Genomic DNA, 25,104 nt, shown 5'->3' on the forward strand with positions numbered 1-25,104 from the left:
ATTAACAATCGTTAAGCGTACACTCTATGGTAAGCCCTACTCCACTGCCTGCTTCTGGTTCGGCGACCTTCATGGAAGGCTGCAAAGACAGTTTACCGATTGTTATTAGTTATATTCCGGTGGCCTTTGCATTTGGTCTGAATGCGACCCGTCTGGGATTCTCTCCCCTGGAAAGCGTTTTTTTCTCCTGCATTATTTATGCAGGAGCGAGCCAGTTTGTCATCACCGCAATGCTGGCAGCTGGTAGTAGCTTGTGGGTAGCCGCATTGACCGTTATGGCAATGGATGTTCGCCATGTACTGTATGGTCCATCGTTGCGTAGCCGCATTGTTCAACGCCTGCAAAAATCGAAAACCGCAGTGTGGGCGTTTGGCCTGACGGACGAAGTTTTTGCCGCAGCAACGGCAAAACTAGTACGTAATAATCGCCGTTGGAGCGAAAACTGGATGATCGGCATTGCCTTCAGTTCATGGTCATCGTGGGTATTTGGTACGGTAATAGGGGCATTTTCGGGCAGCGGTTTGCTGCAAGGTTATCCAGCCGTCGAAGCAGCATTAGGCTTTATGCTGCCGGCACTCTTTATGAGTTTTCTGCTCGCCTCTTTCCAGCGCAAACAATCTCTTTGCGTTACCGCAGCGTTAGTTGGTGCCCTTGCTGGCGTAACGCTATTTTCTATTCCCGTCGCCATTCTGGCAGGCATTGTCTTTGGCTGCCTCACTGCGTTAATCCAGTCATTCTGGCAAGGAGCACCTGATGAGCTATGAGGTTCTGCTGCTTGGATTACTGGTTGGCGCGGCGAATTACTGCTTCCGCTATTTACCCCTACGCCTGCGAGTGGGCAATGCCCGCCCAACCAAGCGCGGCGCAGTGGGTATTTTGCTCGACACCATTGGCATCGCCTCGATTTGCGCTCTGCTGGTTGTCTCTACCGCACCAGAAGTGATACACGATTCACGCCGTTTCGTACCCACGCTGGTCGGTTTTGCGGTACTGGGAGCCAGTTTCTATAAAACACGCAGCATCATTATTCCCACTTTATTGAGTGCGCTGGCCTACGGGCTGACGTGGAAAGTGATGACGTTTCTATAGACCACAAGAATCATTTTTCTAAAACAATACATTTACTTTATTTGTCACTGTCGTTACTATATCGGCTGAAATTAATGAGGTCATACCCAAATGGATAGTTCGTTTACGCCCATTGAACAAATGCTAAAATTTCGCGCCAGCCGCCACGAAGATTTTCCTTATCAGGAGATCCTTCTGACCCGTCTTTGCATGCATATGCAAAGCAAGCTGCTGGAAAACCGCAATAAAATGCTGAAGGCTCAGGGGATTAACGAGACGTTGTTTATGGCGTTGATTACGCTGGAGTCTCAGGAAAACCACAGTATTCAGCCTTCTGAACTGAGCTGTGCTCTTGGATCATCCCGTACCAATGCGACGCGTATTGCCGATGAACTGGAAAAACGTGGCTGGATCGAACGTCGTGAAAGCGATAACGATCGCCGCTGCCTGCATCTGCAATTAACGGAAAAAGGTCACGAGTTTTTGCGCGAGGTTTTACCGCCGCAGCATAACTGCCTGCATCAACTCTGGTCCGCGCTCAGCACAACAGAAAAAGATCAGCTCGAGCAAATCACCCGCAAATTGCTCTCCCGTCTCGATCAGATGGAACAAGACGGTGCTGTTCTCGAAGCGATGAGCTAACGCGTCATCTCGCTCAAAAATCCAGACTTATAAAAGAAAAACTGACCGGCCAGCATCGCAACGTGCTGGCCTTTTTGGCAAGCAGGTCGGCTCAGCCGATGAGTTAAGAAGATCGTGGAGAATACTATGAGCGCAAATGCGGAGACACAAACCCCGCAGCAACCGGTAAAGAAGAGCGGCAAACGTAAGCGTCTGCTCCTCCTTCTCACCTTGCTCTTTATTATTATTGCCGTAGCGATAGGGATTTATTGGTTTTTGGTACTGCGTCATTTCGAAGAAACGGATGACGCATACGTGGCAGGAAATCAGATTCAAATTATGTCTCAGGTGTCAGGCAGTGTGACGAAAGTCTGGGCCGATAACACCGATTTTGTAAAAGAAGGCGATGTGCTGGTCACTCTCGACCCGACGGATGCTCGCCAGGCGTTTGAAAAAGCCAAAACTGCGCTGGCTTCCAGCGTACGTCAAACCCACCAGCTGATGATTAACAGCAAACAGTTGCAGGCAAATATTGAGGTGCAGAAAATCGCCCTCGCCAAAGCTCAGAGTGACTACAACCGTCGCGTGCCGCTGGGCAATGCCAACCTGATTGGCCGCGAAGAGCTGCAACACGCCCGCGACGCCGTCACCAGCGCCCAGGCGCAGCTGGATGTCGCCATTCAACAATACAATGCCAATCAGGCGATGATTTTGGGTACTAAACTGGAAGATCAGCCTGCCGTGCAACAGGCTGCCACTGAAGTGCGTAATGCCTGGCTGGCGCTGGAGCGTACCCGTATTGTCAGCCCGATGACTGGTTATGTCTCCCGTCGCGCAGTACAGCCTGGTGCACAAATTAGCCCAACGACGCCGCTGATGGCGGTCGTTCCAGCCACGAATATGTGGGTGGATGCCAACTTTAAAGAGACGCAGATTGCCAATATGCGCATCGGTCAGCCGGTCACCATCACCACCGATATTTACGGCGATGATGTGAAATACACCGGTAAAGTGGTTGGTCTGGATATGGGTACGGGTAGCGCGTTCTCGCTGCTTCCGGCGCAAAACGCCACCGGTAACTGGATCAAAGTCGTTCAGCGTCTGCCTGTTCGTATCGAACTGGACCAAAAACAGCTGGAGCAATACCCGCTGCGTATCGGTTTATCCACGCTGGTGAGCGTCAATACCACTAACCGTGACGGTCAAGTACTGGCAAACAAAGTACGCTCCACACCGGTCGCGGTAAGCACCGCACGTGAAATCAGCCTGGAGCCTGTCAATAAACTGATCGACGACATCGTAAAAGCTAACGCTGGCTAATCCAGAGGTGCGTGTGATGCAACAGCAAAAACCGCTGGAAGGCGCGCAACTGGTCATTATGACGATTGCGCTGTCGCTGGCGACATTCATGCAGGTGCTGGACTCCACCATTGCTAACGTGGCGATCCCCACTATCGCCGGGAACCTGGGTTCATCACTCAGTCAGGGAACGTGGGTAATCACTTCTTTCGGGGTGGCGAATGCCATCTCGATCCCTCTTACCGGCTGGCTGGCAAAGCGCTTCGGGGAAGTGAAACTGTTCCTCTGGTCGACCATCGCCTTCGCCATTGCTTCGTGGGCGTGTGGTGTTTCCAGCAGCCTGAATATGCTGATCTTCTTCCGCGTCATTCAGGGGATTGTCGCCGGGCCATTGATCCCGCTTTCGCAAAGTCTATTACTGAATAACTACCCACCTGCCAAACGTTCTATCGCGCTGGCGTTGTGGTCGATGACGGTAATTGTCGCGCCTATCTGCGGGCCAATCCTCGGCGGTTATATCAGCGATAATTACCACTGGGGCTGGATATTCTTCATCAACGTACCGATTGGCGTAGCAGTTGTGTTGATGACACTACAAACCCTGCGCGGACGTGAAACCCGTACCGAGCGGCGGCGGATTGATGCCGTGGGGCTGGCGCTGCTGGTGATTGGTATCGGCAGCCTACAGATTATGCTCGACCGGGGTAAAGAACTGGACTGGTTCTCTTCGCAAGAAATTATCATCCTCACCGTGGTGGCGGTGGTGGCTATCAGCTTCCTGATTGTCTGGGAGCTGACCGACGATAACCCGATAGTCGATCTGTCACTGTTTAAGTCGCGCAACTTTACTATTGGCTGCTTGTGTATCAGCCTCGCGTATATGCTCTACTTCGGCGCAATTGTTTTGCTGCCGCAGTTGTTGCAGGAGGTCTACGGCTACACGGCGACGTGGGCAGGGCTGGCCTCTGCGCCGGTAGGAATTATTCCGGTGATCCTGTCGCCGATTATCGGCCGCTTCGCGCATAAACTGGATATGCGTCGGCTGGTAACCTTCAGCTTTATTATGTATGCCGTCTGCTTCTACTGGCGTGCTTATACCTTTGAACCGGGTATGGATTTTGGCGCGTCGGCCTGGCCGCAGTTTATCCAGGGCTTCGCGGTGGCCTGCTTCTTTATGCCGCTGACCACCATTACGCTGTCTGGTCTGCCACCGGAACGACTGGCGGCGGCGTCGAGCCTCTCCAACTTTACGCGGACGCTGGCGGGGTCTATAGGTACGTCCATAACGACGACGATGTGGACTAACCGCGAGTCGATGCACCATGCTCAGTTGACCGAATCAGTGAACCCGTATAACCCGAACGCCCAGGCGATGTACAGTCAACTGGAAGGTCTGGGGATGACGCAACAGCAGGCATCGGGCTGGATTGCTCAGCAGATCACCAATCAGGGGCTGATTATTTCCGCCAATGAGATCTTCTGGATGTCAGCCGGGATATTCCTCATCCTGCTGGGGCTGGTGTGGTTTGCTAAACCGCCATTTGGCGCAGGTGGCGGCGGAGGCGGTGCGCACTAAGGTTGTCAAAGGGAGCTGTGGCTCCCTTTTTCTTTGCTTATTCTGCAATCAGTTGTTTTATCCACTCAATCGGTGTATCTTCTCGCCGCCTCACACTCTTCCATTCACCATTAACCGGTTCTGAGCATTCGTTCAGGTTGTTAATTCTCTTTTTCCTTCGCCCTCACTTTCGCGGGTGATACTTACATTTTTCTTTTAACCCCAAAACTCGCACCCTCGCGGGCGTACATTTATTACACACCAAATAATGGATTATTATGAATACCCAACGTAAATACGGGAGAACCTGGCACTACCCTTTCTCCCCTGGCACCACCAGCGATGACCGCATTAACGCCAGTTACTGGCAAGATATGCAGGCAATTTCGCAACTGGTACATACAGAAAAACTCGACGGCGAAAATAACTGTCTTAATCGCTTCGGCGTGTTTGCCCGTTCCCATGCCGCGCCTACACAGTCGGCGTGGACTTATAAAATTCGCCAGCGTTGGCAACTGCTGAAAAACGATCTCGGCGATCTGGAGTTGTTTGGCGAAAATCTTTATGCCGTCCATTCGATTGAATATCGGGCGCTGGAACAGGACTTTTACCTGTTTGCCATTCGCTGCCAGGATATGTGGCTGAGCTGGGAAGAGGTGCAGTTTTACGCCGCCCTGTTTGATTTCCCCTGCGTCCCCGAAATCTCCGGCCCGCAGCCGGGTAACGACGAAAAAAGCTGGCAACATGATTTTCTGGCGCTGACCAATACACGCGGCGCGTTCGATCCCTGGGATACACAAACTGACCGCCCCTGTACGCTGGAAGGCATTGTCAGCCGAAATCGTGACGCGTTTTCCGTCGCTGACTTTTCGCATAACGTCTTCAAGTATGTGCGCAAAAATCATGTCAAAACCACCGTGCACTGGAAACGCCACTGGCGTCGGGCGCGGATGTCCCATGAGCTCGCTTATGGAGAACAGTCATGATTTGGCGACTTACCGACGACAAACGCTGGTCGATACTTCGCCAGCGTTTTAGCTGGGTTGAGGAGATGCATAACACGCCGCAAGACCCGGAGCATCATGGCGAAGGTGACGTTGGCGTGCATACCGAAATGGTGCTTAACGCGCTCGTTGCTATTGCAGAGTTCCAGCATCTCCCCGCTCAGCAGCAGGAAGTTTTATGGGCGGCGGCGTTATTGCATGACGTTGAAAAGCGCAGCACTACGGTACGGGAGGACGGGCGTATTCAGTCGCCTGGTCATGCTCGTCGGGGCGAACTGACGGCCCGACAAATTTTATGGCGCGATATCCCCACGCCATTTGTGCTGCGCGAGCAAATCGTTGCACTGGTGCGTCTGCATGGGTTACCGCTATGGTTACTGGAACGTCCGGAACCGGAGCGTTTACTGCTCACTGCTGCGATGCGCGTCGACACACGTCTGCTCGCCCTGCTTGCCCGTGCCGATCTGCTTGGTCGTCATTGCCCTGATAAGCAGTCAATGATGGAACGCATCGATCTGTTCGAGCTGTTTTGCCAGGAGCAACAATGCTGGGGAAAAATGCGCCCATTCGTTTCTGATTCCGCACGCTGGCATTACCTGACCCATGAACAAAGTTCTCCCGATTTTATTCCCTGGGAGGTTGAACATTTTGAAGTTACTTTGCTGTGTGGCTTACCGGGAATGGGCAAAGATCGCTATATTAGTGAACAGTGCCAGGGAATGGATGTTATCAGCCTTGATGACATGCGGCGGCGAATCAATGCCAGCCCTGACGATAAAACCGCCACCGGTCGTATTGTCCAACAGGCGAAAGAAGAGGCACGCGTATTTTTACGCCAGAAAACGCCGTTCATCTGGAATGCAACGAATATTACCCGCCAGCTGCGTAGCCAGCTTATCAGTCTGTTTACGGATTACGATGCGAGAGTCAGGATTGTCTATCTGGAAGTGCCGTGGTCGCAATGGAAGCAGCAAAATGCCAGACGCGAGTATGCCGTTCCTGAAACGGTGGTGATGCGGATGGCCTCAAGGCTGGAAGTTCCACAACCTGATGAAGCGCATAGCGTAGAATATCGGGTGACTGACAGGTAAAAAAACCGGAGAATTAAACACCAGCCCGGTACGTTTATCGTATCGGGCAGATTTACATTGCCTGAGAAGTGAATACTTTTGCACTTTTCTTAATGAGGAAATGTTTAATCTTATTATTTACGTGCATATAACCCATATCTGGAAACCAGACTTGCATTATTTTTTGATAATAATCCTGGTGTTTTTTATATCTAAAAAGATGTGCAAACAATAAACATGCAATTAATCAGTTACTGTTACTAACCACGCAAAATTCCGAAAAAACATCTTATTGATTTCTTTTGCTTTTTCTTTGCTTATTTTTTATGCCTTAAGACATTTAAAGATTTCCGCTAAGTAAAATTATGCACCTTATTTTCACCCTAACGCCTAAACCATCAAAATAAATTAATATTAAATTAACCATAAATTAAACTGATTTATAAACATTGGTTTCACGCACTACTCTTCATTTGAAGAAACAGTAACCTGTTCCAAAGACGTTAAAATCTAATTTTCTTACGTAGTTACTGTGAGTTCATTATTTATCTAAAAATAAATCATAAGGATGAGAAGGAACTTTATGAACATCAAAAAGCATCCCTTGTCAACGCTGGCAATAGCTATTTCAACCGTGTTATCAATACCCGTTTCACTGGCATGGACACCACCCACGACCATCAACAGTGATGTTACCATCGACAATAATGATGTTGTAACGCTATCCTCATCCGAAAATAATTCATCAGCCTGGGATCAATTTCATTATCTTAATGTTGGTTCAAAAAGTGAAGGAACATTGAATATAGATGGGCGGGATCTGTCTACGGCTAAAATCGTAATCGGCAATGCTACCTCCGGGGTAATGAAATTAGAAAATAATACTCATCTAACGCTTAGTCATGCATCGCCTAATGAACGCGATGTTTATTTAGGTACGAATGGTGGTTCAGGAACCTTAATGGTGCTTAGCGGCAGTACTATCACCGATTTAAATGAATTCAGAATCGGTGAATTTAATTACCAGGCACAGGGTCAAGTTGTTATTGACGGTGAGGGTTCATCCGTTGCCGCACGGTATGTGATGGTAGGCGATCAGGGGACGGGTAAACTCGAAATCACTCATGGCGGTCATCTTACAGCATCAAAAGATATGATCATTGGCTTTAATGGAAATATGGAGAATTTTCAGGGAACGGGATACGGCGAAACCCTGGTTGATGGTGACAATTCTTCATTAGCCGTGAATGAGTTTATCTCCCTTGGTGGATTGGGCTCATTGCAGAACGATGCAAAGGGTACTCTTACCGTTAGTAATAATGCCACGGTCAGCGCGAATCAATTTATCTGGCTTGGAATGGACGAAACCAGCACCGGTATTCTAAACATTGGTGGAGCGCAGGGAGAAGCCGAACAGAAAGCGGGGGCAATTAAGACACCGATTATCCATATGGGAAGCGATGTAGGGGATAGTACTGCCCAAATTAATTTCAACCATTCCAGCGAAGATTTTATCCTTGCTGCAGATATCGTTGGCAAAGGCGAGGTTAACCAAGTAGGTTCAGGTATCACTACGTTGACTGGCGCAAATACCTATTCTGGCCAAACGAATATTAGTAAAGGCACCCTGCGCGCCGGTATCAACGATACCTTTAGTCCGAACTCCAGTTATGTCGTCTCCAGTGGAGGGAATATTGATTTAGACGGTTTTTCACAAACCTTAAATACGCTGGATTTAGCAGGTGCAGCGACGCTATCGTCCTCAAAAAATGGCAACAAGTTGACACCTGCCACACTCACCATTAATGGAGATTACACCGCCAATAATGGGTTGTTAGTTATGCGTACCGAACTCGGTGATGATAATTCCGCGACCGATAAATTAATTGTAAAAGGCAACACGTCTGGTCATACCCGCGTGAGTGTTCACAATGCCGGTGGTCAGGGGGCCAGTACGCTTGAAGGAATAAAAATTGTGGAGGTTGACGGCCTGTCAGAGGGCGTTTTCAGTAAAGAAGGTCGTATTGTTGCCGGTCCCTATGACTACAACGTGGTAAAAAGCGACAACCAGAACTGGTTTTTAACCAGTGAAATTCCCGCAGGACCGTATACCCCTCCGGTACTACCTGTCATCCCGGAACCAGATCCTGAGCCACCTGTAACACCTGAGCCCCCTGTAACACCAGAACCGCCTGTGACACCGGAGCCGCCTGTTACGCCATCTGTTCCACAACCAGAACGAAAACATCTGTATCGCCCGGAAATTGGTAGCTATCTGGCCAATATTCAGGCGGCAAATACGCTGTTTAATACCCGGCTGCATGACCGTCTGGGGGAAACACAATACACCGACCTGCTCACTGGCGAACAGAAAGTGACCAGCTTGTGGATGCGTAACATTGGCGGACATAATCGTTTTAAAGATCGCTCGGATGAACTGAGCACTCAGAGCAACCGTTATGTTCTGCAACTGGGTGGTGACCTCGCGCAATGGAGCAGTAATGACCTTGATCGCTGGCATCTCGGCCTGATGGCTGGCTATGCCAACAGCAAGAGTCACACGCACTCCAGCCTGACCGGGTACAGCTCACGTGGGCAAATCGACGGCTACAGTGTGGGCGTGTATGGCACCTGGTACGCTAATGAAGCAGACAAAACAGGGACTTACGTTGACAGCTGGTTGCTCTATAACTGGTTTGATAACACCGTCTCCGGCGAGTACCTGCCGAGTGAGAAATATCACTCTGACGGCATCACCGCCGCCATTGAAGCGGGTTATACCTTCCGTCTTGGTGAAAGCGCAGATGCCCGCACCAGCTACTGGTTGCAGCCAAAAATGCAACTGACGTGGATGGATGTGAAGGCAGACAATCATACTGAAGACAATGGCACGCTGGTTGAGGACAGCACCGAAGGCAACCTGCAAACGCGTCTGGGGGTGAAAGCATATCTGCAGGGTCATCATGCTATTGATGATCATAAAGCGCGTTCTTTCCAGCCTTTCGTGGAAACCAACTGGATTTATAACTCCCGCAATTACAGCGTGAAGATGGATCACATCGGCGATGAGATCATCGGCGCGCGTAACACTGGCGAGTTAAAAGCGGGGGTGGAAGGTCAGATTACTCCGCGTCTGCAACTGTGGGGCAATGTCGCCCAGCAGTTGGGTGACAACGGTTACAGTGATACCCAGGGAATGTTGGGCATGAAATATCTCTTTTAATGCCGCTTTGCCACCTGTCACGTACGGGTGGCGCGCTCCCGTAGCACATCAGGCAAGCCGGACAGAGATATCACCGCCCGGCTTCTTCTGCTTAAACGAACCAGACTAGATGTGCAGTTCCTGCAGCTTCTCTTTCGGCAGCGCCAGCTCTTCGTTGCTGTTGATACGTACGTCGCGTTCCAGAATGCTACGTGCAATATCCTGTGCTTCCTGCAACGAGTGCATCTGGTAAGTTCCACACTGGTAGACATTCAGTTCAGGGATCTGATTCTGATCCTGCACTTTCAGCACGTCTTCCATTGCCGCTTTCCAGGCATCAGCGACACGCTGCTCATCTGGCGTACCAATCAGACTCATATAAAAACCAGTGCGGCAGCCCATTGGTGAGATATCGATAATCTCAACGCCATTACCGTTAAGATGATTACGCATAAAACCAGCAAACAGGTGCTCCAGGGTATGGATCCCTCTTTCTGGCATCACTTCTTTGTTCGGCACGCAGAAGCGAAGATCGAACACGGTAATTGCGTCGCCATGCGGGGTGTTCATTGTTTTTGCCACCCGAACTGCAGGCGCTTCCATCCGGGTATGATCGACTGTGAAGCTATCTAACAACGGCATTTAGCCACCTCCGGTAATTTTTTTTAAAATATTCTGAACTCTTTGTTCCCAGGCGAGTCTGAGTATATGAAAGACGCGCATTTGTTATCATCATCCCTGAATTCAGAGATGAAATTTTGGCCACTCACGAGTGGCCTTTTTCTTTTCTATCAGCTGTGTTTTTCCAGCCACACCTTGAACGACTCGGTATCTGCGGCTTCCATTTCCTGCTGACGGCGTTCAGACGCCTCGCGCTCGGCTACAAAATCCTCTTCGCGCAGAATTTCCAGCGGCTCTTCACGCAACAAATTGCGATAAGCCTCACCAAACGCTTTGCCGGTTCCGCCAATACCAGTATCAATCATAGACCGTAAGATACGGGCGGAGAAAGTCAGATCGGGATTATCAAAGCAGGCGACCAGTTCATCACACACTTTCTGGTACGCTTCGCCGCCGTTAATGCTATCCAGCGTTTGCGCGACGCGTTTTAGATCGCGGAACAGATCTTTCCCCACCTGCGGCAACGGGAACTGCGCGGTTTCGCAACCGATACCCAGCGTCAGCCCCGGTTTGCGACCTTCGAGGATCACCCGGTTCCAGTTAACGCGTGTACAGGCAAGTTCGCTACTACTCATTTCCGGTGCATCAGCCAGCGCACACCAGACCATAAACAGGTCGAGGAAACGCACCTGCTGTTCATCTACACCAATCGGCGAGAACGGGTTGATGTCCAGCGAACGCACTTCAATATATTCAATGCCGCCACGTAACAGCGCATCAGAAGGCGACTCTCCGCTGCGGGTAACGCGTTTTGGACGAATCGGCGCGTACAGTTCGTTTTCAATCTGCAGCACGTTGCTGTTGATTTGTAGCCGCTTACCGTCTTTCTCAATACCAATCTTCGCGTACTCTTCCGACGGCGTTTTAATTGCCCGCTTCAGACCCGCAACATACTCGTAGAGATCATTAAAGGTAATACCAAGATTACTTTGCGATTTATTGGTATAGCCCAAATCGCTCAAACGTAGCGATGTCGCATACGGCAGGTAATACATGCCGCACTCGGTTTTCTCAAACGGCAGCGACGTCGGTTTACCTTGCAGGAAAGAAGAACAAATTGCCGGAGAAGCGCCAAACAGGTACGGGATCACCCAACCGAAGCGATAGTAGTTACGAATAGCACGGAAATAGCCCGCAGAAATTTTCTCTTTGGCATCAGCGCCCGAGATATCACCGCACTTCGCTTGCCAGAATGCCATTGGCAAAGAGAAATTGTAGTGCACGCCGGAAATGGTTTGCATCAGCGCGCCGTAGCGATTTTTCAGCCCTTCACGGTACAGCGTTTTAAAGCGTCCGGTGTTAGAAGTGCCGTACTGCGCCAGTTCGATGTCCTGACCTTCTGCGATGTAGCATGGCATGCTTAACGGCCACATCCGCTCATCGCCCATATTGCGCGCCGTATAACGATGCAGGTCGCGCATAAAGGTCAGCATATGTTCAATATCACCATCCACTGGTGTAATAAATTCCAGCAATGCTTCCGCAAAATCGGTGGTTATCCATTTATGCGTCAGTGCGGAACCTAATGCTTCAGGATGACCTGTTGTTGCCAGTGTGCCATCAGCATTAACACGCAAAGTTTCGCGCTCCAGCCCACGCTGTATCCCCTTTAACGCCTGAGGATGTTTTTCCAGCCAGGCCAGCGCCTGTGATACGTCCGGGATCAAATTGACCTCCCGCCTGTCAAAATCGTTTTATTTAGCATAACTGTAATGGTGGCCATGTGTGCAGGCCTACAATTAGTGCCACCACATCATGCCCTGAACGGTAGCTACTGCAATCGCAACATAGCGTAACGCTTTACCAAGGCACAAAAAAAAGATTACCGGTCCCCACGAGATGCGCATCCATCCCGCTAACAGACACAGTAAGTCGCCAATCACGGGCATCCAGCTTAATAATAGTGTGATTGCACCATATCGTTTCAGCCAGCCGATGGCTTTCTCTTGCCAGCGCGATGTTTTGCGCAGTGGAAAGAAACGCCCAAGGATAACGTTAGTTAGCCCTCCAAGGCTATTACCCATTGTTGCTGTTAACACTAAAACCCAGGGATGACTTACCCCGGAAAGTAACATTGCAACCAGGACGACTTCGGAATTACCGGGTAATAGTGTAGCGCTGAGGAAACTACTGGCAAACAACGAGAAAAGCGATAAAGCTTCACTCACAGCAAGCGAACATCCACTGCGTCCATGCCTGCAGCGCGAGCAGCCTGAATACCGAAATCAGCATCTTCAAAGACCACACACTGCGTTGGTTGCACGCCCATACGCTGTGCGCACAACAAAAATGTGTCTGGCGCAGGTTTATGGTGTTTGACGTGATCGGCGGCAACGACCGCATCAAAATAACGGCGTAATCCCAGATGCGTTAACAGCGCCTCAGCGATGGCGCTTTCACTCCCCGTTCCAACAGCCATTGGTCGACGTCCGTGCCAGCTTTTCACCACTTCAACAAGAGGAAGCGGTTCGACGCTATCCAGCAGCATACTTCTTACTGCTTCAGTTTTTTCACGCGCTAACGCATGCGGGTCGAGATCGGCCTGATTCAGCTCAATAATCGCCTGAGCAATACGCCAGGTGGGCGAGCCATTAAGCGCAATCATCGCCTGAACATCGTACTGAAGACCGTAATGCCCTAATACTTCGCGCCACGCTTTACGGTGCGTAGGCTCCGTATCCAGGATTGTGCCATCCATATCAAAAATTAAACCTGCATAACGCTCGTACATGGTCTTCTCGCAAGTCGAAAAATATGACGCTACTTTAGCGTAATTGCTTGATTTTGTCGCTGATGGCGAAAGGGAAGATTATTCAGGATATGGATAAAATAGTTATTTAGAAATGAGATATTTTTGAAGGAAATTTTTTGGAGAAGATGGTGCATCCGGGAGGATGACTCACTGGCGTTCGCCCTTCGGGCCGTTGCTAAAGCAACGTTATCCTCCCTGGTGCCTGCGGTTAGTACCGCCACCTTTTCGATACCTTCATCGCTGAAGGTTACGGAGAATATGGTGCATCCGGGAGGATTCGAACCTCCGACCGCTCGGTTCGTAGCCGAGTACTCTATCCAGCTGAGCTACGGATGCATCGGGAAATTTATTTTACTGCTGATATTGATACCGCTACTAAAGCCATACCAAGTAAGAGATGGTGCATCCGGGAGGATGACTCGCCTTGCGGCTCGCCCTTCGGGCCGTTGCTAAAGCAACGTTATCCTCCCTGGTGCCTGCGGTTAGTACCGCTACCTCTTCGATACCTTCATCGCTGAGGATTTCGTAGAATATGGTGCATCCGGGAGGATTCGAACCTCCGACCGCTCGGTTCGTAGCCGAGTACTCTATCCAGCTGAGCTACGGATGCATCGGGAAATTTATTTTACTGCTGATATTGATACCGCTACTAAAGCCATATCAAGTAAGAGATGGTGCATCCGGGAGGATTCGAACCTCCGACCGCTCGGTTCGTAGCCGAGTACTCTATCCAGCTGAGCTACGGATGCATCGGGAAACTTACTTTACTGCAGATTTTTTGATACCGCTGCTAAAGCCATATCAAGTAAGAGATGGTGCATCCGGGAGGATTCGAACCTCCGACCGCTCGGTTCGTAGCCGAGTACTCTATCCAGCTGAGCTACGGATGCAAATGGCGGTGAGGCGGGGATTCGAACCCCGGATGCAGCTTTTGACCGCATACTCCCTTAGCAGGGGAGCGCCTTCAGCCTCTCGGCCACCTCACCACACGCCTCTTACGAGTGCTTCGAAGAACTTGTTTATCGCTCATCGTCGCTGCGTGGCGCACATATTACTTTCTGAGACTTATAAGTCAAACAATTTTTCCCACACTTTTATCGTTTGCACACTTCGCGCTCAATTAGTCTGTAAAAACGTCAAAAAGAGTGTTTTATCAACAGAAAAACAGGCCTCTGACAGGTAGCAGTGATAGAGAAAAATGAAGGCAAAAGTTAAATGAACGGGAGTAACGCGAAAAGAAAATGAAGTGAAGGAGAAATTTTGAGGGTGCGTCTCACCGTTAAAGATGAGACGCGGAAAGATTAGTAACTGGACTGCTGGGATTTTTCAGCCTGGATACGCTGGTAGATCTCTTCACGGTGAACAGAAACTTCCTTCGGGGCGTTTACGCCAATACGTACCTGGTTGCCCTTTACCCCTAAAACTGTCACGGTGACCTCATCCCCAATCATGAGGGTCTCACCAACTCGACGAGTCAGAATCAGCATTCTTTGCTCCTTGAAAGATTAAAAGAGTCGGGTCTCTCTGTATCCCGGCATTATCCATCATATAACGCCAAAAAGTAAGCAATGACAAACACATTACATCTAAGCAGTCATGGCATTACATTCTGTTAAACCTAAGTTTAGCCGATATACACAACTTCAACCTGACTTTATCATTGTCGATAGCGTCGATGCGAATGCCGTGAAGCAAGTCCACGGCATTGCCTGACACTTATATTATTGCAATTTCGCGCTGACCCAGCCTTTCACACTGGCTAACGCTGCAGGTAAGGCCGCAGCATCCGTACCACCGGCTTGCGCCATGTCAGGACGTCCACCACCCTTGCCGCCCACCTGCTGAGCGACCATACCAATCAGTTCCCCTGCTTTCACGCGATCTGTGACGTCCTTAGATACGCCTGCAATCAGAGAAACCTTACCTTCGGCTACCGTTGCCAGCACGATAATTGTCGACCCCAGCTGATTTTTTAAATCGTCAACCATGGTGCGCAACATTTTCGGCTCAACACCGCTAAGCTCGCTAACCAACAGCTTAACACCATTAACATCAATTGCCTTACTGGAAAGATTCGCACTCTCCTGTGCAGCAGCCTGTTCTTTAAGCTGTTGTAACTCTTTTTCCAGCTGACGCGTACGTTCCAGTACTGAACGTACTTTATCAGCCAGGTTATTGCTATCGCCTTTCAGCAGATGCGCGACTTCGCTTAAGCGATCGCTGTCTGCATGAACGGTGGCGATAGCACCTTCTCCGGTTACCGCTTCGATACGACGAACGCCTGCAGCAGTACCCGATTCAGAAATGATACGGAACAGACCAATATCACCGGTGCGGCTGGCGTGAGTACCACCACACAGCTCGGTGGAGAAATCGCCCATGCTCAGCACACGTACACGTTCATCATACTTCTCGCCGAACAGCGCCATCGCACCTTTCGCTTTCGCCGCTTCGAGATCCATGATGTTGGTTTCGATAGGCAAGTTACGACGAATCTGCGCGTTCACCAGATCTTCGACAGCACGAATCTCTTCTGGTTTCATCGCTTCGTTATGCGAGAAGTCAAAACGCAGCACCTTGTCATTAACCAGCGAACCTTTCTGGGAGACATGAGTACCCAGAACCTGACGCAGCGCAGCGTGCATCAGGTGCGTTGCGGAGTGATTCAGACGAATACGAGCGCGACGAGCTTCATCTACATCTGCCTGTACCACGTCGCCCACTTTCAGAGTACCCGCAGCAAGTTTACCGATGTGACCAATCGCCTGACCATATTTCTGCGTATCTTCCACCGCAAAGGAGAAGTTAGCGCCTTTCAGTTCGCCTTTATCGCCAACCTGACCGCCGGATTCTGCATAGAATGGCGTTTGATCCAGCACGACCACAGCTTCCTGGCCTGCATTGATAGCATCAACCGCTTTACCATCAACAAACAGCGCGGTCACTTTGCCGTTCAGTTCCAGATGGTCATAGCCTTTAAATTCAGATGCGCTATCAACACGGATCATCGCGTTGTAATCGGCACCAAAGCCGCTGGCTTCGCGCGCACGACGACGCTGCTCTTCCATTGCTGCTTCAAATCCAGCTTCGTCAACTTTGATGTTGCGCTCACGGCAGACGTCAGCCGTCAGGTCAACCGGGAAGCCGTAGGTGTCGTACAGGCGGAAAGCAGTTTCGCCATCCAGCGTATCACCAGAAAGTTTTGCCAGCTCTTCATCCAGCAGCGCCAGACCGCGCTCCAGAGTACGGGCAAACTGCTCTTCTTCAGTCTTCAGCACCTGCTCAACCTGCGCCTGCTGGCGCTTCAGGTCTTCACCCGCAGAGCCCATAACGTCGATCAGCGGACCAACCAGTTTGTAGAAGAAGGTTTCTTTCGCGCCCAGCATATTGCCGTGACGCACTGCGCGACGAATGATACGACGCAGTACATAACCACGGTTTTCGTTGGACGGCATTACGCCATCCGCTACCAGGAACGCACAAGAACGAATGTGGTCAGCGATAACGCGCAGCGATTTATTGCTCAGATCGGTCGCGCCAGTCACCTTAGCCACCGCCTGAATCAGCGTACGGAACAGGTCGATATCATAGTTGGAGTTTACGTGTTGCAGCACGGCGGCAATACGCTCCAGCCCCATACCGGTATCTACAGACGGCTTCGGCAGCGGTTCCATCGTGCCATCTGCCTGGCGGTTGAACTGCATGAAGACGATGTTCCAGATCTCAATGTAGCGGTCACCGTCTTCTTCCGGGCTTCCCGGAGGGCCACCCCAAATGTGGTCGCCGTGATCGTAGAAGATTTCGGTGCACGGGCCGCACGGACCAGTGTCACCCATCTGCCAGAAGTTGTCAGATGCGTATGGCGCACCTTTGTTATCGCCGATGCGAATAATACGTTCGCGCGGGATCCCTACTTCTTTTTCCCAGATTTCGTAGGCTTCGTCGTCGCTTTCATAGACGGTAACCCACAGACGCTCTTTCGGCAGGGCAAACCATTTTTCGCTGGTCAGCAGTTCCCATGCAAACTGAATGGCATCGTGTTTGAAATAGTCGCCGAAGCTGAAGTTGCCCAGCATTTCGAAGAAGGTATGGTGACGCGCGGTGTAACCGACGTTTTCCAGGTCGTTGTGTTTACCACCCGCACGCACGCAGCGTTGGGAAGTGGTAGCGCGGGAATAATTACGCTTGTCGAGCCCAAGGAAGACATCCTTGAACTGGTTCATCCCGGCGTTGGTAAACAACAAAGTTGGGTCGTTATGGGGTACCAGGGAGCTGCTGGCAACTACCTGATGTCCCTTACTATGGAAAAAGTCGAGAAACGCCTGACGGATCTCAGCGGTGCTCTTGCTCATAATTATCCTGAAATCAAGCTAACGAAATATCGCCACCAGCTACAGCGTGTCTTAACCGCCGGGCTGGTAACTGAAAAGTGGGAATAAGATAAGTTTTCTTGACTGGGAAGTAAAATACCGTATGCGTTCAGTCGGCAAAATTTCGCCAAATCTCCTGGATATCTTCCATCAGATAGCCACGATAGAGCAGAAAACGCTGGATCTTAACTTTTTCTGAAAAGACAGTTGGCAAAGGTTCACCATATTTTCGCGTCGCCTGATCGCGCGCCAGTGCGCACCAGTCGATGTCACATTCACGCATCGCTTTTTCTGTCGCGTCGCGGGAAATACCTTTCTGATTCAGTTCCTGACGGATACGCGCAGGCCCATAACCTTTGCGGCTACGGCTGGCGATAAAGCGCGCAACAAATCGGCTGTCATCGAGATAGCCATGTTCATGGCACCAGGCAATAACGCGCTCGTAATCTTCTGCCGTGGCATCAATCTCTTCCGGGCCATTTTTGCCCATAATCGGTGCCGCGAGTTTACGTCGCAATTCTTGCTCACTGTGATCACGTACCGCCAGAATGCGTACCGCTCGATCCAACAGACGAGCATATGCCGGGCGACGGGATGTTGAGTCTGTCATGGCATATCCTTAAAACTTAAAAAAGCAAAAGGGCCGCAGATGCGACCCAGGTTTTGCTGACAAAGTGCGAGTTGTTCATGCCGGATGCGGCGTGAGCGCTTTATCCGTCCTACAAACCGTGCAACTTCAATACATTGCAGAGTACATGTAGGCCTGATAAGCGTAGCGCATCAGGCAATTTTGCGTTTGTCATCCGTCTCAGAGTCGCAGATGCGCCCCTTGTGTATCAAACAAGACGATTAAAAATCTTCGTTAGTTTCTGCTACGCCTTCGCTGTCATCTACAGAGAAATCCGGCGTTGAGTTCGGGTTGCTCAGCAGCAGCTCACGTACTTTCTTCTCGATCTCTTTCGCGGTTTCTGGGTTATCTTTCAGCCAGGCAGTCGCATTCGCTTTACCCTGGCCGATCTTCTCACCTTTATAGCTGTACCACGCGCCAGCTTTCTCGATCAGCTTCTCTTTCACGCCCAGGTCAACCAACTCGCCGTAGAAGTTGATGCCTTCACCGTAGAGGATCTGGAATTCAGCCTGTTTAAACGGCGCTGCAATTTTGTTCTTCACCACTTTCACGCGGGTTTCGCTACCCACTACGTTTTCGCCCTCTTTCACCGCGCCGATACGACGGATGTCGAGACGAACAGAGGCGTAGAATTTCAGCGCGTTACCACCGGTAGTGGTTTCCGGGTTACCGAACATCACACCAATTTTCATACGGATCTGGTTGATGAAGATCAGCAGCGTGTTGGACTGTTTCAGGTTACCCGCCAGCTTACGCATCGCCTGGCTCATCATACGTGCTGCAAGGCCCATGTGAGAGTCGCCGATTTCACCTTCGATTTCCGCTTTCGGTGTCAGTGCCGCCACGGAGTCAACGACGATAACGTCTACTGCGCCAGATCGCGCCAGGGCGTCACAGATTTCCAGTGCCTGCTCGCCGGTGTCCGGCTGGGAGCACAGCAGGTTGTCGATATCGACACCCAGTTTACGTGCATAGACTGGGTCCAGCGCGTGTTCAGCATCGATAAACGCACAGGTTTTACCTTCGCGCTGGGCAGCGGCAATCACCTGCAGCGTCAGCGTGGTTTTACCGGAAGATTCCGGTCCGTAGATTTCGACGATACGGCCCATCGGCAGACCACCTGCCCCGAGCGCGATATCCAGTGAAAGCGAACCAGTAGAGATGGTTTCCACATCCATGGAACGGTCTTCACCCAGGCGCATGATGGAGCCTTTACCAAATTGTTTCTCAATCTGGCCCAGTGCTGCCGCCAACGCTTTCTGTTTGTTTTCGTCGATAGCCATTTTTACTCCTGTCATGCCGGGTAATACCGGATAGTCAATATGTTCTGTTGAAGCAATTATACTGTATAGTCATACAGTATCAAGTGTTTTGTAGAAATTGTTGCCGCAGCGTATTTAAGGCATAAGCCGTCGCCTTACGACGCACGGCATCGCGGTCGCCACTAAAGCATTCCCGGCGGGTAATGCCTTCGCCGCGGGCTGTGGCAAAAGCAAACCAGACGGTGCCGACAGGCTTCTCTTCGCTGCCGCCATCCGGTCCGGCGATGCCACTGATAGCAACCGCATAATCAGCACGAGCCTCTTTCAGGGCGCCAATCGCCATTTCCACCACGACGGGTTCACTCACTGCGCCATGCTGCGCCAGCGTCTCTTCGCGTACGCCGATCATCTGCGATTTGGCTTCGTTACTGTAGGTGACAAATCCGCGTTCAAACCAGGCGGAACTGCCAGCAATATCGGTAATCACTTTCGCTACCCAGCCGCCGGTACAAGACTCAGCGGTTGTTACGATTGCGCCACGGGATTTCAGCGCCTGCCCTACCTGCTCGCTTAACTGCATCAGTTCACTGTCAGTCATCACAACCTCTGTCAGTCAGATATTTATGCCGGACAAGATAGCACTTTCCCGTAAAAGATGGGGACGAGCGATTCATTTTACGAGTCGCATTCCGAAATAAGACTGTTACGACCAACCAGTAAAGAAAAAAGGCTACCATGCCGCGTTCGCATTGATATGTATTCACAGGGAGAGAAAAGCAATGGCAACAAAGAAAACGGATAACACCCCACAAAACGTACTCAAACAGACCACGCAAATGCGCATGTGGGTCACCATTGGCGGCGTCAGCGCCCTGGTTGCAGTGGTATGTAAGATTTTATCTTCTGGCTATCTTGAACCTTTCGACTTCGGTCAGGCTGCGTTAGGCGTTGTCTGCCTGGGATATGCGATATCGCTGTCAAAAAAAATCAGGCAGTTACGTCATTCGAATAAACAGTAAGAAAGCAGAGGGAAGTTTAACCTCCCTCTTGCAGACTTGCAGATAGTTACTGTACGCGCGCCAGCGCCACGGCTTGTCCTAACTGCCAGACCGCCATTGCGTAATGGGTGCTGTGGTTATAACGGGTAATGGTGTAGAAGTTCGGCAGACCGTACCAGTACTGATAACCTGTCCCAACATCCAGACGCAGCAGGCTGGCCTGTTGATGATTGCCCAGCGACTGCTGTGGCGTTAGACCTGCCGCGGCAAGCTGTGAAATGCTGTACTTGGTTTTGAAGCCATTCGGTAATCCTGGTGCCTGACCGTTTGCCATCACCGCGACCTGATCGCCTTTCACCCAGCCGTGCGCTTTGAAATAGTTCGCCACGCTACCGATGGCATCAACCGGATCCCACAGGTTGATATGCCCGTCGCCGCTGAAATCCACGGCGTATTGTTTATAAGACGATGGCATAAACTGACCGTAGCCCATCGCCCCGGCAAAGGAACCTTTCAGATTGAGCGGATCGTCCTGCTCATTGCGCGCCATCAGCAGGAAAGTTTCCAGTTCACCAGAGAAATACTCCGCGCGGCGTGGGTAGTTAAATGACAGCGTTGCCAGCGCATCGAGGATGCGGGTTTTCCCCATCACGCGCCCCCAGCGGGTTTCAACGCCGATAATCCCGACGATAATTTCCGGCGGTACGCCATATACCTGCCACGCGCGATTCAGCGCATCTTCATACTGATTCCAGAAAACCACGCCGTTCTGCACGTTATCCGGCGTAATAAATTTTTTGCGATAACGCAGCCATGCGCCGTTCGGGCCGGATGGCGGTTTCACCGATGTGGTTGGTGCCTGGTTATCCATCAGCCGCAGTACCGAATCCAGACGTTTCGCCTGGGAGAGGATTTCCTGCAACTGCTGACGATTGAAGCCGTGTTTGTTCACCATTTTTTCGATGAACTGCTGCGCATTGGGGTTATTGGCGAAATCTCCGCCCATCTGCATCACATTGTGCTGCGGCTCAAGCAGGAAGCCGCCGGACGGCGTTCCGGAGGTCGTTTCAGTCTCAGTAGGTTTTGGCTTGCTGCTACAGGCGGCAAGCAACACAAAAAGGGGAAGCAATGTTACATAACGACGCTTGAACATGAGGAGTCCATTTAACAGATTCAACCAGGGGCAAGTATGGTAAAGCATCCCGCCCCGCACAAGGAAGCGGTAGTCACTGCCTGATACAGACTTTACATAACACAAATCACCTTCATCACCATCCTTTTAACTAAACTTTCAAATTAAAATATTTATCTTTCATTTTGCGATCAAAATAACACTTTTAAATCTTTCAATCTGATTAGATTGGGTTGCCGTTTAGTAATAAAACAATAAATTTCAAAGGAGAGAACAATGATAGAAACCATTACTCATGGCGCAGAGTGGTTCATCGGGCTATTCCAGAAAGGTGGAGAGGTGTTTACCGGGATGGTGACCGGCATTCTTCCGCTGTTAATTAGCCTGCTGGTTATCATGAACGCGCTGATTAATTTTATCGGTCAGCATCGTATTGAACGTTTTGCTCAACGTTGCGCCGGTAACCCTGTTTCCCGTTACCTGCTGCTTCCGTGTATTGGCACGTTTGTTTTTTGTAACCCGATGACCTTAAGTCTGGGTCGCTTTATGCCGGAAAAATACAAACCCAGCTATTACGCAGCGGCCTCTTATAGCTGCCACTCAATGAACGGTCTCTTCCCTCATATCAACCCCGGCGAACTGTTTGTTTATCTGGGAATTGCCAGCGGTCTGACAACGCTGAATCTGCCGCTTGGCCCACTGGCGGTGAGCTATCTGCTGGTTGGTCTGGTCACTAACTTCTTCCGTGGATGGGTGACTGATCTGACCACCGCCATTTTCGAGAAAAAGATGGGCATTCAACTTGAACAGAAAGTTCACCTGGCAGGAGCGACATCATGACGCATATTCGGATCGAAAAAGGCAATGGTGGCTGGGGCGGCCCGCTTGAACTGGAAGTCACGCCCGGTAAAAAAATCGTCTATATCACCGCCGGTACACGTCCTGCGATTGTCGACAAACTGGCGCAGCTTACTGGCTGGCAGGCTATCGACGGATTTAAAGAAGGTGAACCCGCAGAAGCGGAAATCGGCGTTGCGGTAATCGACTGTGGCGGCACACTGCGCTGCGGCATCTATCCAAAACGGCGTATTCCCACCATCAATATCCATTCGACGGGCAAGTCCGGTCCGCTGGCGCAGTACATCGTGGAAGATATTTATGTCTCTGGCGTGAAAGAAGAAAATATCACAGTGGTGGGTGCTGCAACGCCACAACCGTCTTCCGTGGGCCGTGATTACGACACCAGCAAGAAAATTACCGAACAGAGCGATGGTTTACTGGCAAAGGTGGGAATGGGCATGGGGTCTGCCGTTGCCGTACTGTTCCAGTCCGGACGCGACACCATCGACACCGTATTAAAAACCATTCTACCGTTTATGGCGTTCGTCTCGGCGCTCATCGGCATCATTATGGCTTCCGGCCTTGGCGACTGGATTGCCCACGGTCTTGCTCCGCTGGCCAGCCATCCACTGGGGCTGGTGATGCTAGCGCTTATCTGCTCCTTCCCGCTGCTTTCACCTTTTCTCGGCCCGGGTGCCGTTATCGCGCAGGTTATCGGTGTATTGATCGGCGTGCAGATTGGCCTCGGCAATATTCCGCCGCATCTGGCTTTACCGGCGCTGTTTGCCATTAACGCGCAGGCTGCCTGCGACTTTATCCCGGTCGGTTTATCGTTGGCAGAAGCCCGTCAGGACACGGTTCGCGTCGGCGTCCCTTCTGTACTGGTGAGCCGCTTTTTGACCGGCGCGCCGACCGTACTGATCGCCTGGTTTGTCTCCGGTTTTATCTATCAATAGAGGCTAAAACATGACCATTATTTATCAGACCACCATCACCCGTATCGGCGCGAGTGCTACTGACGCCTTCAGCGACCAGATGCTCATCACCTTTCGTGAAGGCGCGCCTGCGGATCTCGAAGAGTATTGCTTCATCCATTGCCACGGCGAATTGAAAGGAGAACTCCATCCCGGTTTGCAATTTTCTCTCGGACAGCATCGCTATCCGGTGACCGCCGTTGGCAGTGTGGCGGAGAACAATCTTCGCGAACTGGGTCATGTCACCCTGCGCTTCGATGGTTTAAGCGAAGCGGAATTTCCGGGCACTGTCCATGTGGCAGGCTCCGTACCCGACGATATCGTTCCGGGGTCGGTTTTGAAGTTTGAATCAGTTAAGGAGTAAAAAAATGAATCAGGTTGCCGTTGTCATCGGTGGTGGGCAAACCCTGGGCGCGTTCCTGTGCCACGGTCTGGCTGCCGAGGGGTATCGCGTCGCGGTTGTCGATATTCAGAGCGACAAAGCCGCAAATGTGGCACAAGAAATTAACGCCGAATATGGTGAAGGAACAGCGTACGGTTTTGGTGCTGACGCCACCAGCGAGCAAAGCGTTCTGGCGCTCTCTCGTGGGGTAGATGAAATCTTTGGTCGTGTGGATTTACTGGTCTACAGCGCAGGAATTGCAAAAGCAGCCTTTATCAGCGACTTCCAGCTCGGCGATTTTGACCGTTCGCTACAGGTGAATCTGGTGGGTTATTTCCTGTGCGCGCGTGAATTTTCGCGTTTGATGATCCGCGACGGGATTCAGGGACGCATTATTCAGATCAACTCGAAATCCGGCAAAGTGGGCAGCAAACACAACTCTGGCTACAGCGCAGCAAAATTTGGTGGTGTCGGGCTGACTCAATCACTGGCTCTGGATCTGGCGGAGTACGGCATTACGGTTCATTCACTGATGCTCGGTAACCTGCTGAAATCGCCGATGTTCCAGTCACTGTTGCCCCAATACGCGACCAAGCTGGGTATCAAACCGGATCAAGTCGAGCAGTATTACATCGATAAAGTACCGCTCAAACGCGGCTGCGATTATCAGGACGTGCTGAATATGCTGCTGTTCTACGCCAGTCCTAAGGCGTCGTACTGCACTGGTCAGTCGATCAATGTCACCGGTGGTCAGGTGATGTTCTGATCAACAGCGGAGATCCGTTAAGGATCTCCGCGAGACTAATAGAATGCCTGATGCGCTACGCTTATCAGGCCTACAGGACTTCCGCCACTACATTAAGGAGAAGTTATGGTATCCGCACTCATCACCGTCGCCGTTATCGCCTGGTGTGCGCAACTGGCCTTAGGCGGTTGGCAAATTTCTCGTTTTAACCGCGCCTTCGACGCACTTTGCCAACAAGGGCGGGTTGGCGTGGGCCGTTCCAGCGGGCGCTTTAAACCGCGGGTCGTGGTCGCCATCGCGCTGGACGATCAGCAGCGCATCGTCGACACCTTGTTTATGAAAGGACTGACCGTCTTCGCCCGACCGCAAAAAATTCCCGCAATTAAGGGTATGAATTCTGGTGATTTAAAGCCCGATGTGATCTTTCCCCATGATCCACTATCACAGAATGCTCTATCATTGGCGCTTAAACTGAAACGTGGATAATTTCGTTGTGAATGTTACTAGCTTGCGAAGTTATC

Annotated in this window: 24 protein-coding genes and 5 tRNA genes; 14 read left to right on the plus strand and 15 right to left on the minus strand. The window is 50.9% G+C overall.

What is annotated here, in order from left to right; all coding sequences use genetic code 11:
* The first annotated feature begins 26 nt into the window (after positions 1 to 26).
* The 8 genes from ygaZ to FEM44_RS03280 all read left to right on the plus strand — a co-directional run bounded on the left by ygaZ (position 27) and on the right by FEM44_RS03280 (position 9,840).
* Positions 27 to 764, plus strand: a complete 738-nt coding sequence (gene ygaZ, locus FEM44_RS03245) for an L-valine exporter subunit YgaZ (protein ID WP_138158854.1) — start codon at positions 27 to 29, stop codon at positions 762 to 764.
* Entirely contained in the window at positions 754 to 1,089 is a 336-nt protein-coding gene (ygaH, locus tag FEM44_RS03250; protein ID WP_130210894.1) for an L-valine transporter subunit YgaH, read from the plus strand. The genes ygaZ and ygaH overlap by 11 nt, the downstream gene beginning before the upstream one ends.
* 90 nt (positions 1,090 to 1,179) lie before the next feature.
* On the plus strand, positions 1,180 to 1,710 hold the full coding sequence (emrR, locus tag FEM44_RS03255; protein ID WP_000378441.1) for a multidrug efflux transporter EmrAB transcriptional repressor EmrR: 531 nt from the start codon (positions 1,180 to 1,182) through the stop codon (positions 1,708 to 1,710).
* 126 nt (positions 1,711 to 1,836) lie between these two features.
* Complete coding sequence (gene emrA / locus FEM44_RS03260; RefSeq protein WP_135521374.1) at positions 1,837 to 3,009, plus strand: multidrug efflux MFS transporter periplasmic adaptor subunit EmrA; 1,173 nt, start codon at positions 1,837 to 1,839, stop codon at positions 3,007 to 3,009.
* Positions 3,010 to 3,025: 16 nt separating this feature from the next.
* Positions 3,026 to 4,564 carry a multidrug efflux MFS transporter permease subunit EmrB gene (emrB, locus tag FEM44_RS03265; RefSeq protein WP_135521371.1) on the plus strand — a complete coding sequence of 513 codons (1,539 nt, stop codon included), beginning with the start codon at positions 3,026 to 3,028 and terminating at the stop codon, positions 4,562 to 4,564.
* 257 nt (positions 4,565 to 4,821) lie between these two features.
* Positions 4,822 to 5,529, plus strand: coding sequence for an RNA ligase family protein (locus FEM44_RS03270; protein ID WP_135521368.1), 708 nt, complete (start codon positions 4,822 to 4,824; stop codon positions 5,527 to 5,529).
* The gene (locus FEM44_RS03275) at positions 5,526 to 6,638 is read left to right on the plus strand and encodes an AAA family ATPase (protein WP_135521365.1); all 1,113 of its coding nucleotides are present in this window, start codon (positions 5,526 to 5,528) and stop codon (positions 6,636 to 6,638) included. The genes FEM44_RS03270 and FEM44_RS03275 overlap by 4 nt, the downstream gene beginning before the upstream one ends.
* 562 nt (positions 6,639 to 7,200) lie before the next feature.
* Positions 7,201 to 9,840 (plus strand): autotransporter outer membrane beta-barrel domain-containing protein, encoded by a 2,640-nt coding sequence (locus FEM44_RS03280; RefSeq protein WP_138158856.1) that lies wholly within the window; start codon positions 7,201 to 7,203, stop codon positions 9,838 to 9,840.
* 105 nt (positions 9,841 to 9,945) lie between these two features.
* On the opposite strand, the gene luxS is transcribed toward FEM44_RS03280, so the two are convergent.
* The 14 genes from luxS to pncC all read right to left on the minus strand — a co-directional run bounded on the left by luxS (position 9,946) and on the right by pncC (position 20,110).
* Positions 9,946 to 10,461 carry an S-ribosylhomocysteine lyase gene (gene luxS, locus FEM44_RS03285; protein ID WP_001130211.1) on the minus strand — a complete coding sequence of 172 codons (516 nt, stop codon included), beginning with the start codon at positions 10,459 to 10,461 and terminating at the stop codon, positions 9,946 to 9,948.
* A gap of 149 nt (positions 10,462 to 10,610) precedes the next feature.
* A complete protein-coding gene (gene gshA, locus FEM44_RS03290; protein ID WP_135521345.1) occupies positions 10,611 to 12,167 on the minus strand; it encodes a glutamate--cysteine ligase in 1,557 nt (518 codons plus the stop codon).
* Between the two features lie 72 nt (positions 12,168 to 12,239).
* Positions 12,240 to 12,668 carry a YqaA family protein gene (locus FEM44_RS03295; RefSeq protein ID WP_138158858.1) on the minus strand — a complete coding sequence of 143 codons (429 nt, stop codon included), beginning with the start codon at positions 12,666 to 12,668 and terminating at the stop codon, positions 12,240 to 12,242.
* A complete protein-coding gene (gene yqaB / locus FEM44_RS03300; protein ID WP_032184973.1) occupies positions 12,665 to 13,231 on the minus strand; it encodes a fructose-1-phosphate/6-phosphogluconate phosphatase in 567 nt (188 codons plus the stop codon). Before yqaB ends, FEM44_RS03295 begins: the two co-directional genes overlap by 4 nt.
* A 280-nt stretch (positions 13,232 to 13,511) precedes the next feature.
* Positions 13,512 to 13,588, minus strand: a tRNA-Arg gene (locus FEM44_RS03310).
* 197 nt (positions 13,589 to 13,785) lie between these two features.
* A tRNA-Arg gene (locus FEM44_RS03315) sits at positions 13,786 to 13,862 on the minus strand.
* Between the two features lie 62 nt (positions 13,863 to 13,924).
* Positions 13,925 to 14,001 (minus strand) — tRNA-Arg (locus tag FEM44_RS03320).
* A 64-nt stretch (positions 14,002 to 14,065) separates the two neighbouring features.
* Positions 14,066 to 14,142 (minus strand) — tRNA-Arg (locus FEM44_RS03325).
* A 3-nt stretch (positions 14,143 to 14,145) separates the two neighbouring features.
* Positions 14,146 to 14,238, minus strand: a tRNA-Ser gene (locus FEM44_RS03330).
* Between the two features lie 315 nt (positions 14,239 to 14,553).
* A complete protein-coding gene (gene csrA, locus FEM44_RS03335) occupies positions 14,554 to 14,739 on the minus strand; it encodes a carbon storage regulator CsrA (protein WP_000906486.1) in 186 nt (61 codons plus the stop codon).
* A gap of 234 nt (positions 14,740 to 14,973) precedes the next feature.
* Positions 14,974 to 17,604 (minus strand): alanine--tRNA ligase, encoded by a 2,631-nt coding sequence (gene alaS, locus FEM44_RS03340; protein WP_135521343.1) that lies wholly within the window; start codon positions 17,602 to 17,604, stop codon positions 14,974 to 14,976.
* A gap of 127 nt (positions 17,605 to 17,731) precedes the next feature.
* Positions 17,732 to 18,232, minus strand: coding sequence for a recombination regulator RecX (recX, locus tag FEM44_RS03345; RefSeq protein ID WP_135521340.1), 501 nt, complete (start codon positions 18,230 to 18,232; stop codon positions 17,732 to 17,734).
* Between the two features lie 239 nt (positions 18,233 to 18,471).
* The gene (gene recA, locus FEM44_RS03350) at positions 18,472 to 19,533 is read right to left on the minus strand and encodes a recombinase RecA (protein ID WP_000963153.1); all 1,062 of its coding nucleotides are present in this window, start codon (positions 19,531 to 19,533) and stop codon (positions 18,472 to 18,474) included.
* A 79-nt stretch (positions 19,534 to 19,612) separates the two neighbouring features.
* Complete coding sequence (gene pncC, locus FEM44_RS03355) at positions 19,613 to 20,110, minus strand: nicotinamide-nucleotide amidase (RefSeq protein WP_135521337.1); 498 nt, start codon at positions 20,108 to 20,110, stop codon at positions 19,613 to 19,615.
* A gap of 181 nt (positions 20,111 to 20,291) precedes the next feature.
* Here pncC and FEM44_RS03360 point away from each other — a divergent pair, with 181 nt between their 5' ends.
* Positions 20,292 to 20,531, plus strand: a complete 240-nt coding sequence (locus tag FEM44_RS03360; protein ID WP_135403803.1) for a hypothetical protein — start codon at positions 20,292 to 20,294, stop codon at positions 20,529 to 20,531.
* Between the two features lie 46 nt (positions 20,532 to 20,577).
* Here FEM44_RS03360 and mltB read toward each other — a convergent pair whose 3' ends face one another.
* Complete coding sequence (mltB, locus tag FEM44_RS03365; RefSeq protein WP_135521335.1) at positions 20,578 to 21,663, minus strand: lytic murein transglycosylase B; 1,086 nt, start codon at positions 21,661 to 21,663, stop codon at positions 20,578 to 20,580.
* A gap of 255 nt (positions 21,664 to 21,918) precedes the next feature.
* Between mltB and srlA the strand changes: the two genes are divergently transcribed.
* From srlA to gutM, 5 genes are all read left to right on the plus strand, one after another.
* The gene (gene srlA, locus FEM44_RS03370; RefSeq protein ID WP_000573321.1) at positions 21,919 to 22,482 is read left to right on the plus strand and encodes a PTS glucitol/sorbitol transporter subunit IIC; all 564 of its coding nucleotides are present in this window, start codon (positions 21,919 to 21,921) and stop codon (positions 22,480 to 22,482) included.
* Positions 22,479 to 23,438, plus strand: a complete 960-nt coding sequence (srlE, locus tag FEM44_RS03375) for a PTS glucitol/sorbitol transporter subunit IIB (RefSeq protein ID WP_135521332.1) — start codon at positions 22,479 to 22,481, stop codon at positions 23,436 to 23,438. The genes srlA and srlE overlap by 4 nt, the downstream gene beginning before the upstream one ends.
* Positions 23,439 to 23,448: 10 nt before the next feature.
* The gene (srlB, locus tag FEM44_RS03380) at positions 23,449 to 23,820 is read left to right on the plus strand and encodes a PTS glucitol/sorbitol transporter subunit IIA (RefSeq protein ID WP_135521329.1); all 372 of its coding nucleotides are present in this window, start codon (positions 23,449 to 23,451) and stop codon (positions 23,818 to 23,820) included.
* Between the two features lie 4 nt (positions 23,821 to 23,824).
* Positions 23,825 to 24,604, plus strand: a complete 780-nt coding sequence (gene srlD, locus FEM44_RS03385) for a sorbitol-6-phosphate dehydrogenase (RefSeq protein WP_001077351.1) — start codon at positions 23,825 to 23,827, stop codon at positions 24,602 to 24,604.
* A 105-nt stretch (positions 24,605 to 24,709) separates the two neighbouring features.
* Entirely contained in the window at positions 24,710 to 25,069 is a 360-nt protein-coding gene (gutM, locus tag FEM44_RS03390) for a transcriptional regulator GutM (protein ID WP_135521326.1), read from the plus strand.
* Positions 25,070 to 25,104: the final 35 nt, after the last annotated feature.

The organism is Escherichia sp. E4742 (genome assembly GCF_005843885.1).
Classification (GTDB): Bacteria; Pseudomonadota; Gammaproteobacteria; order Enterobacterales; family Enterobacteriaceae; genus Escherichia.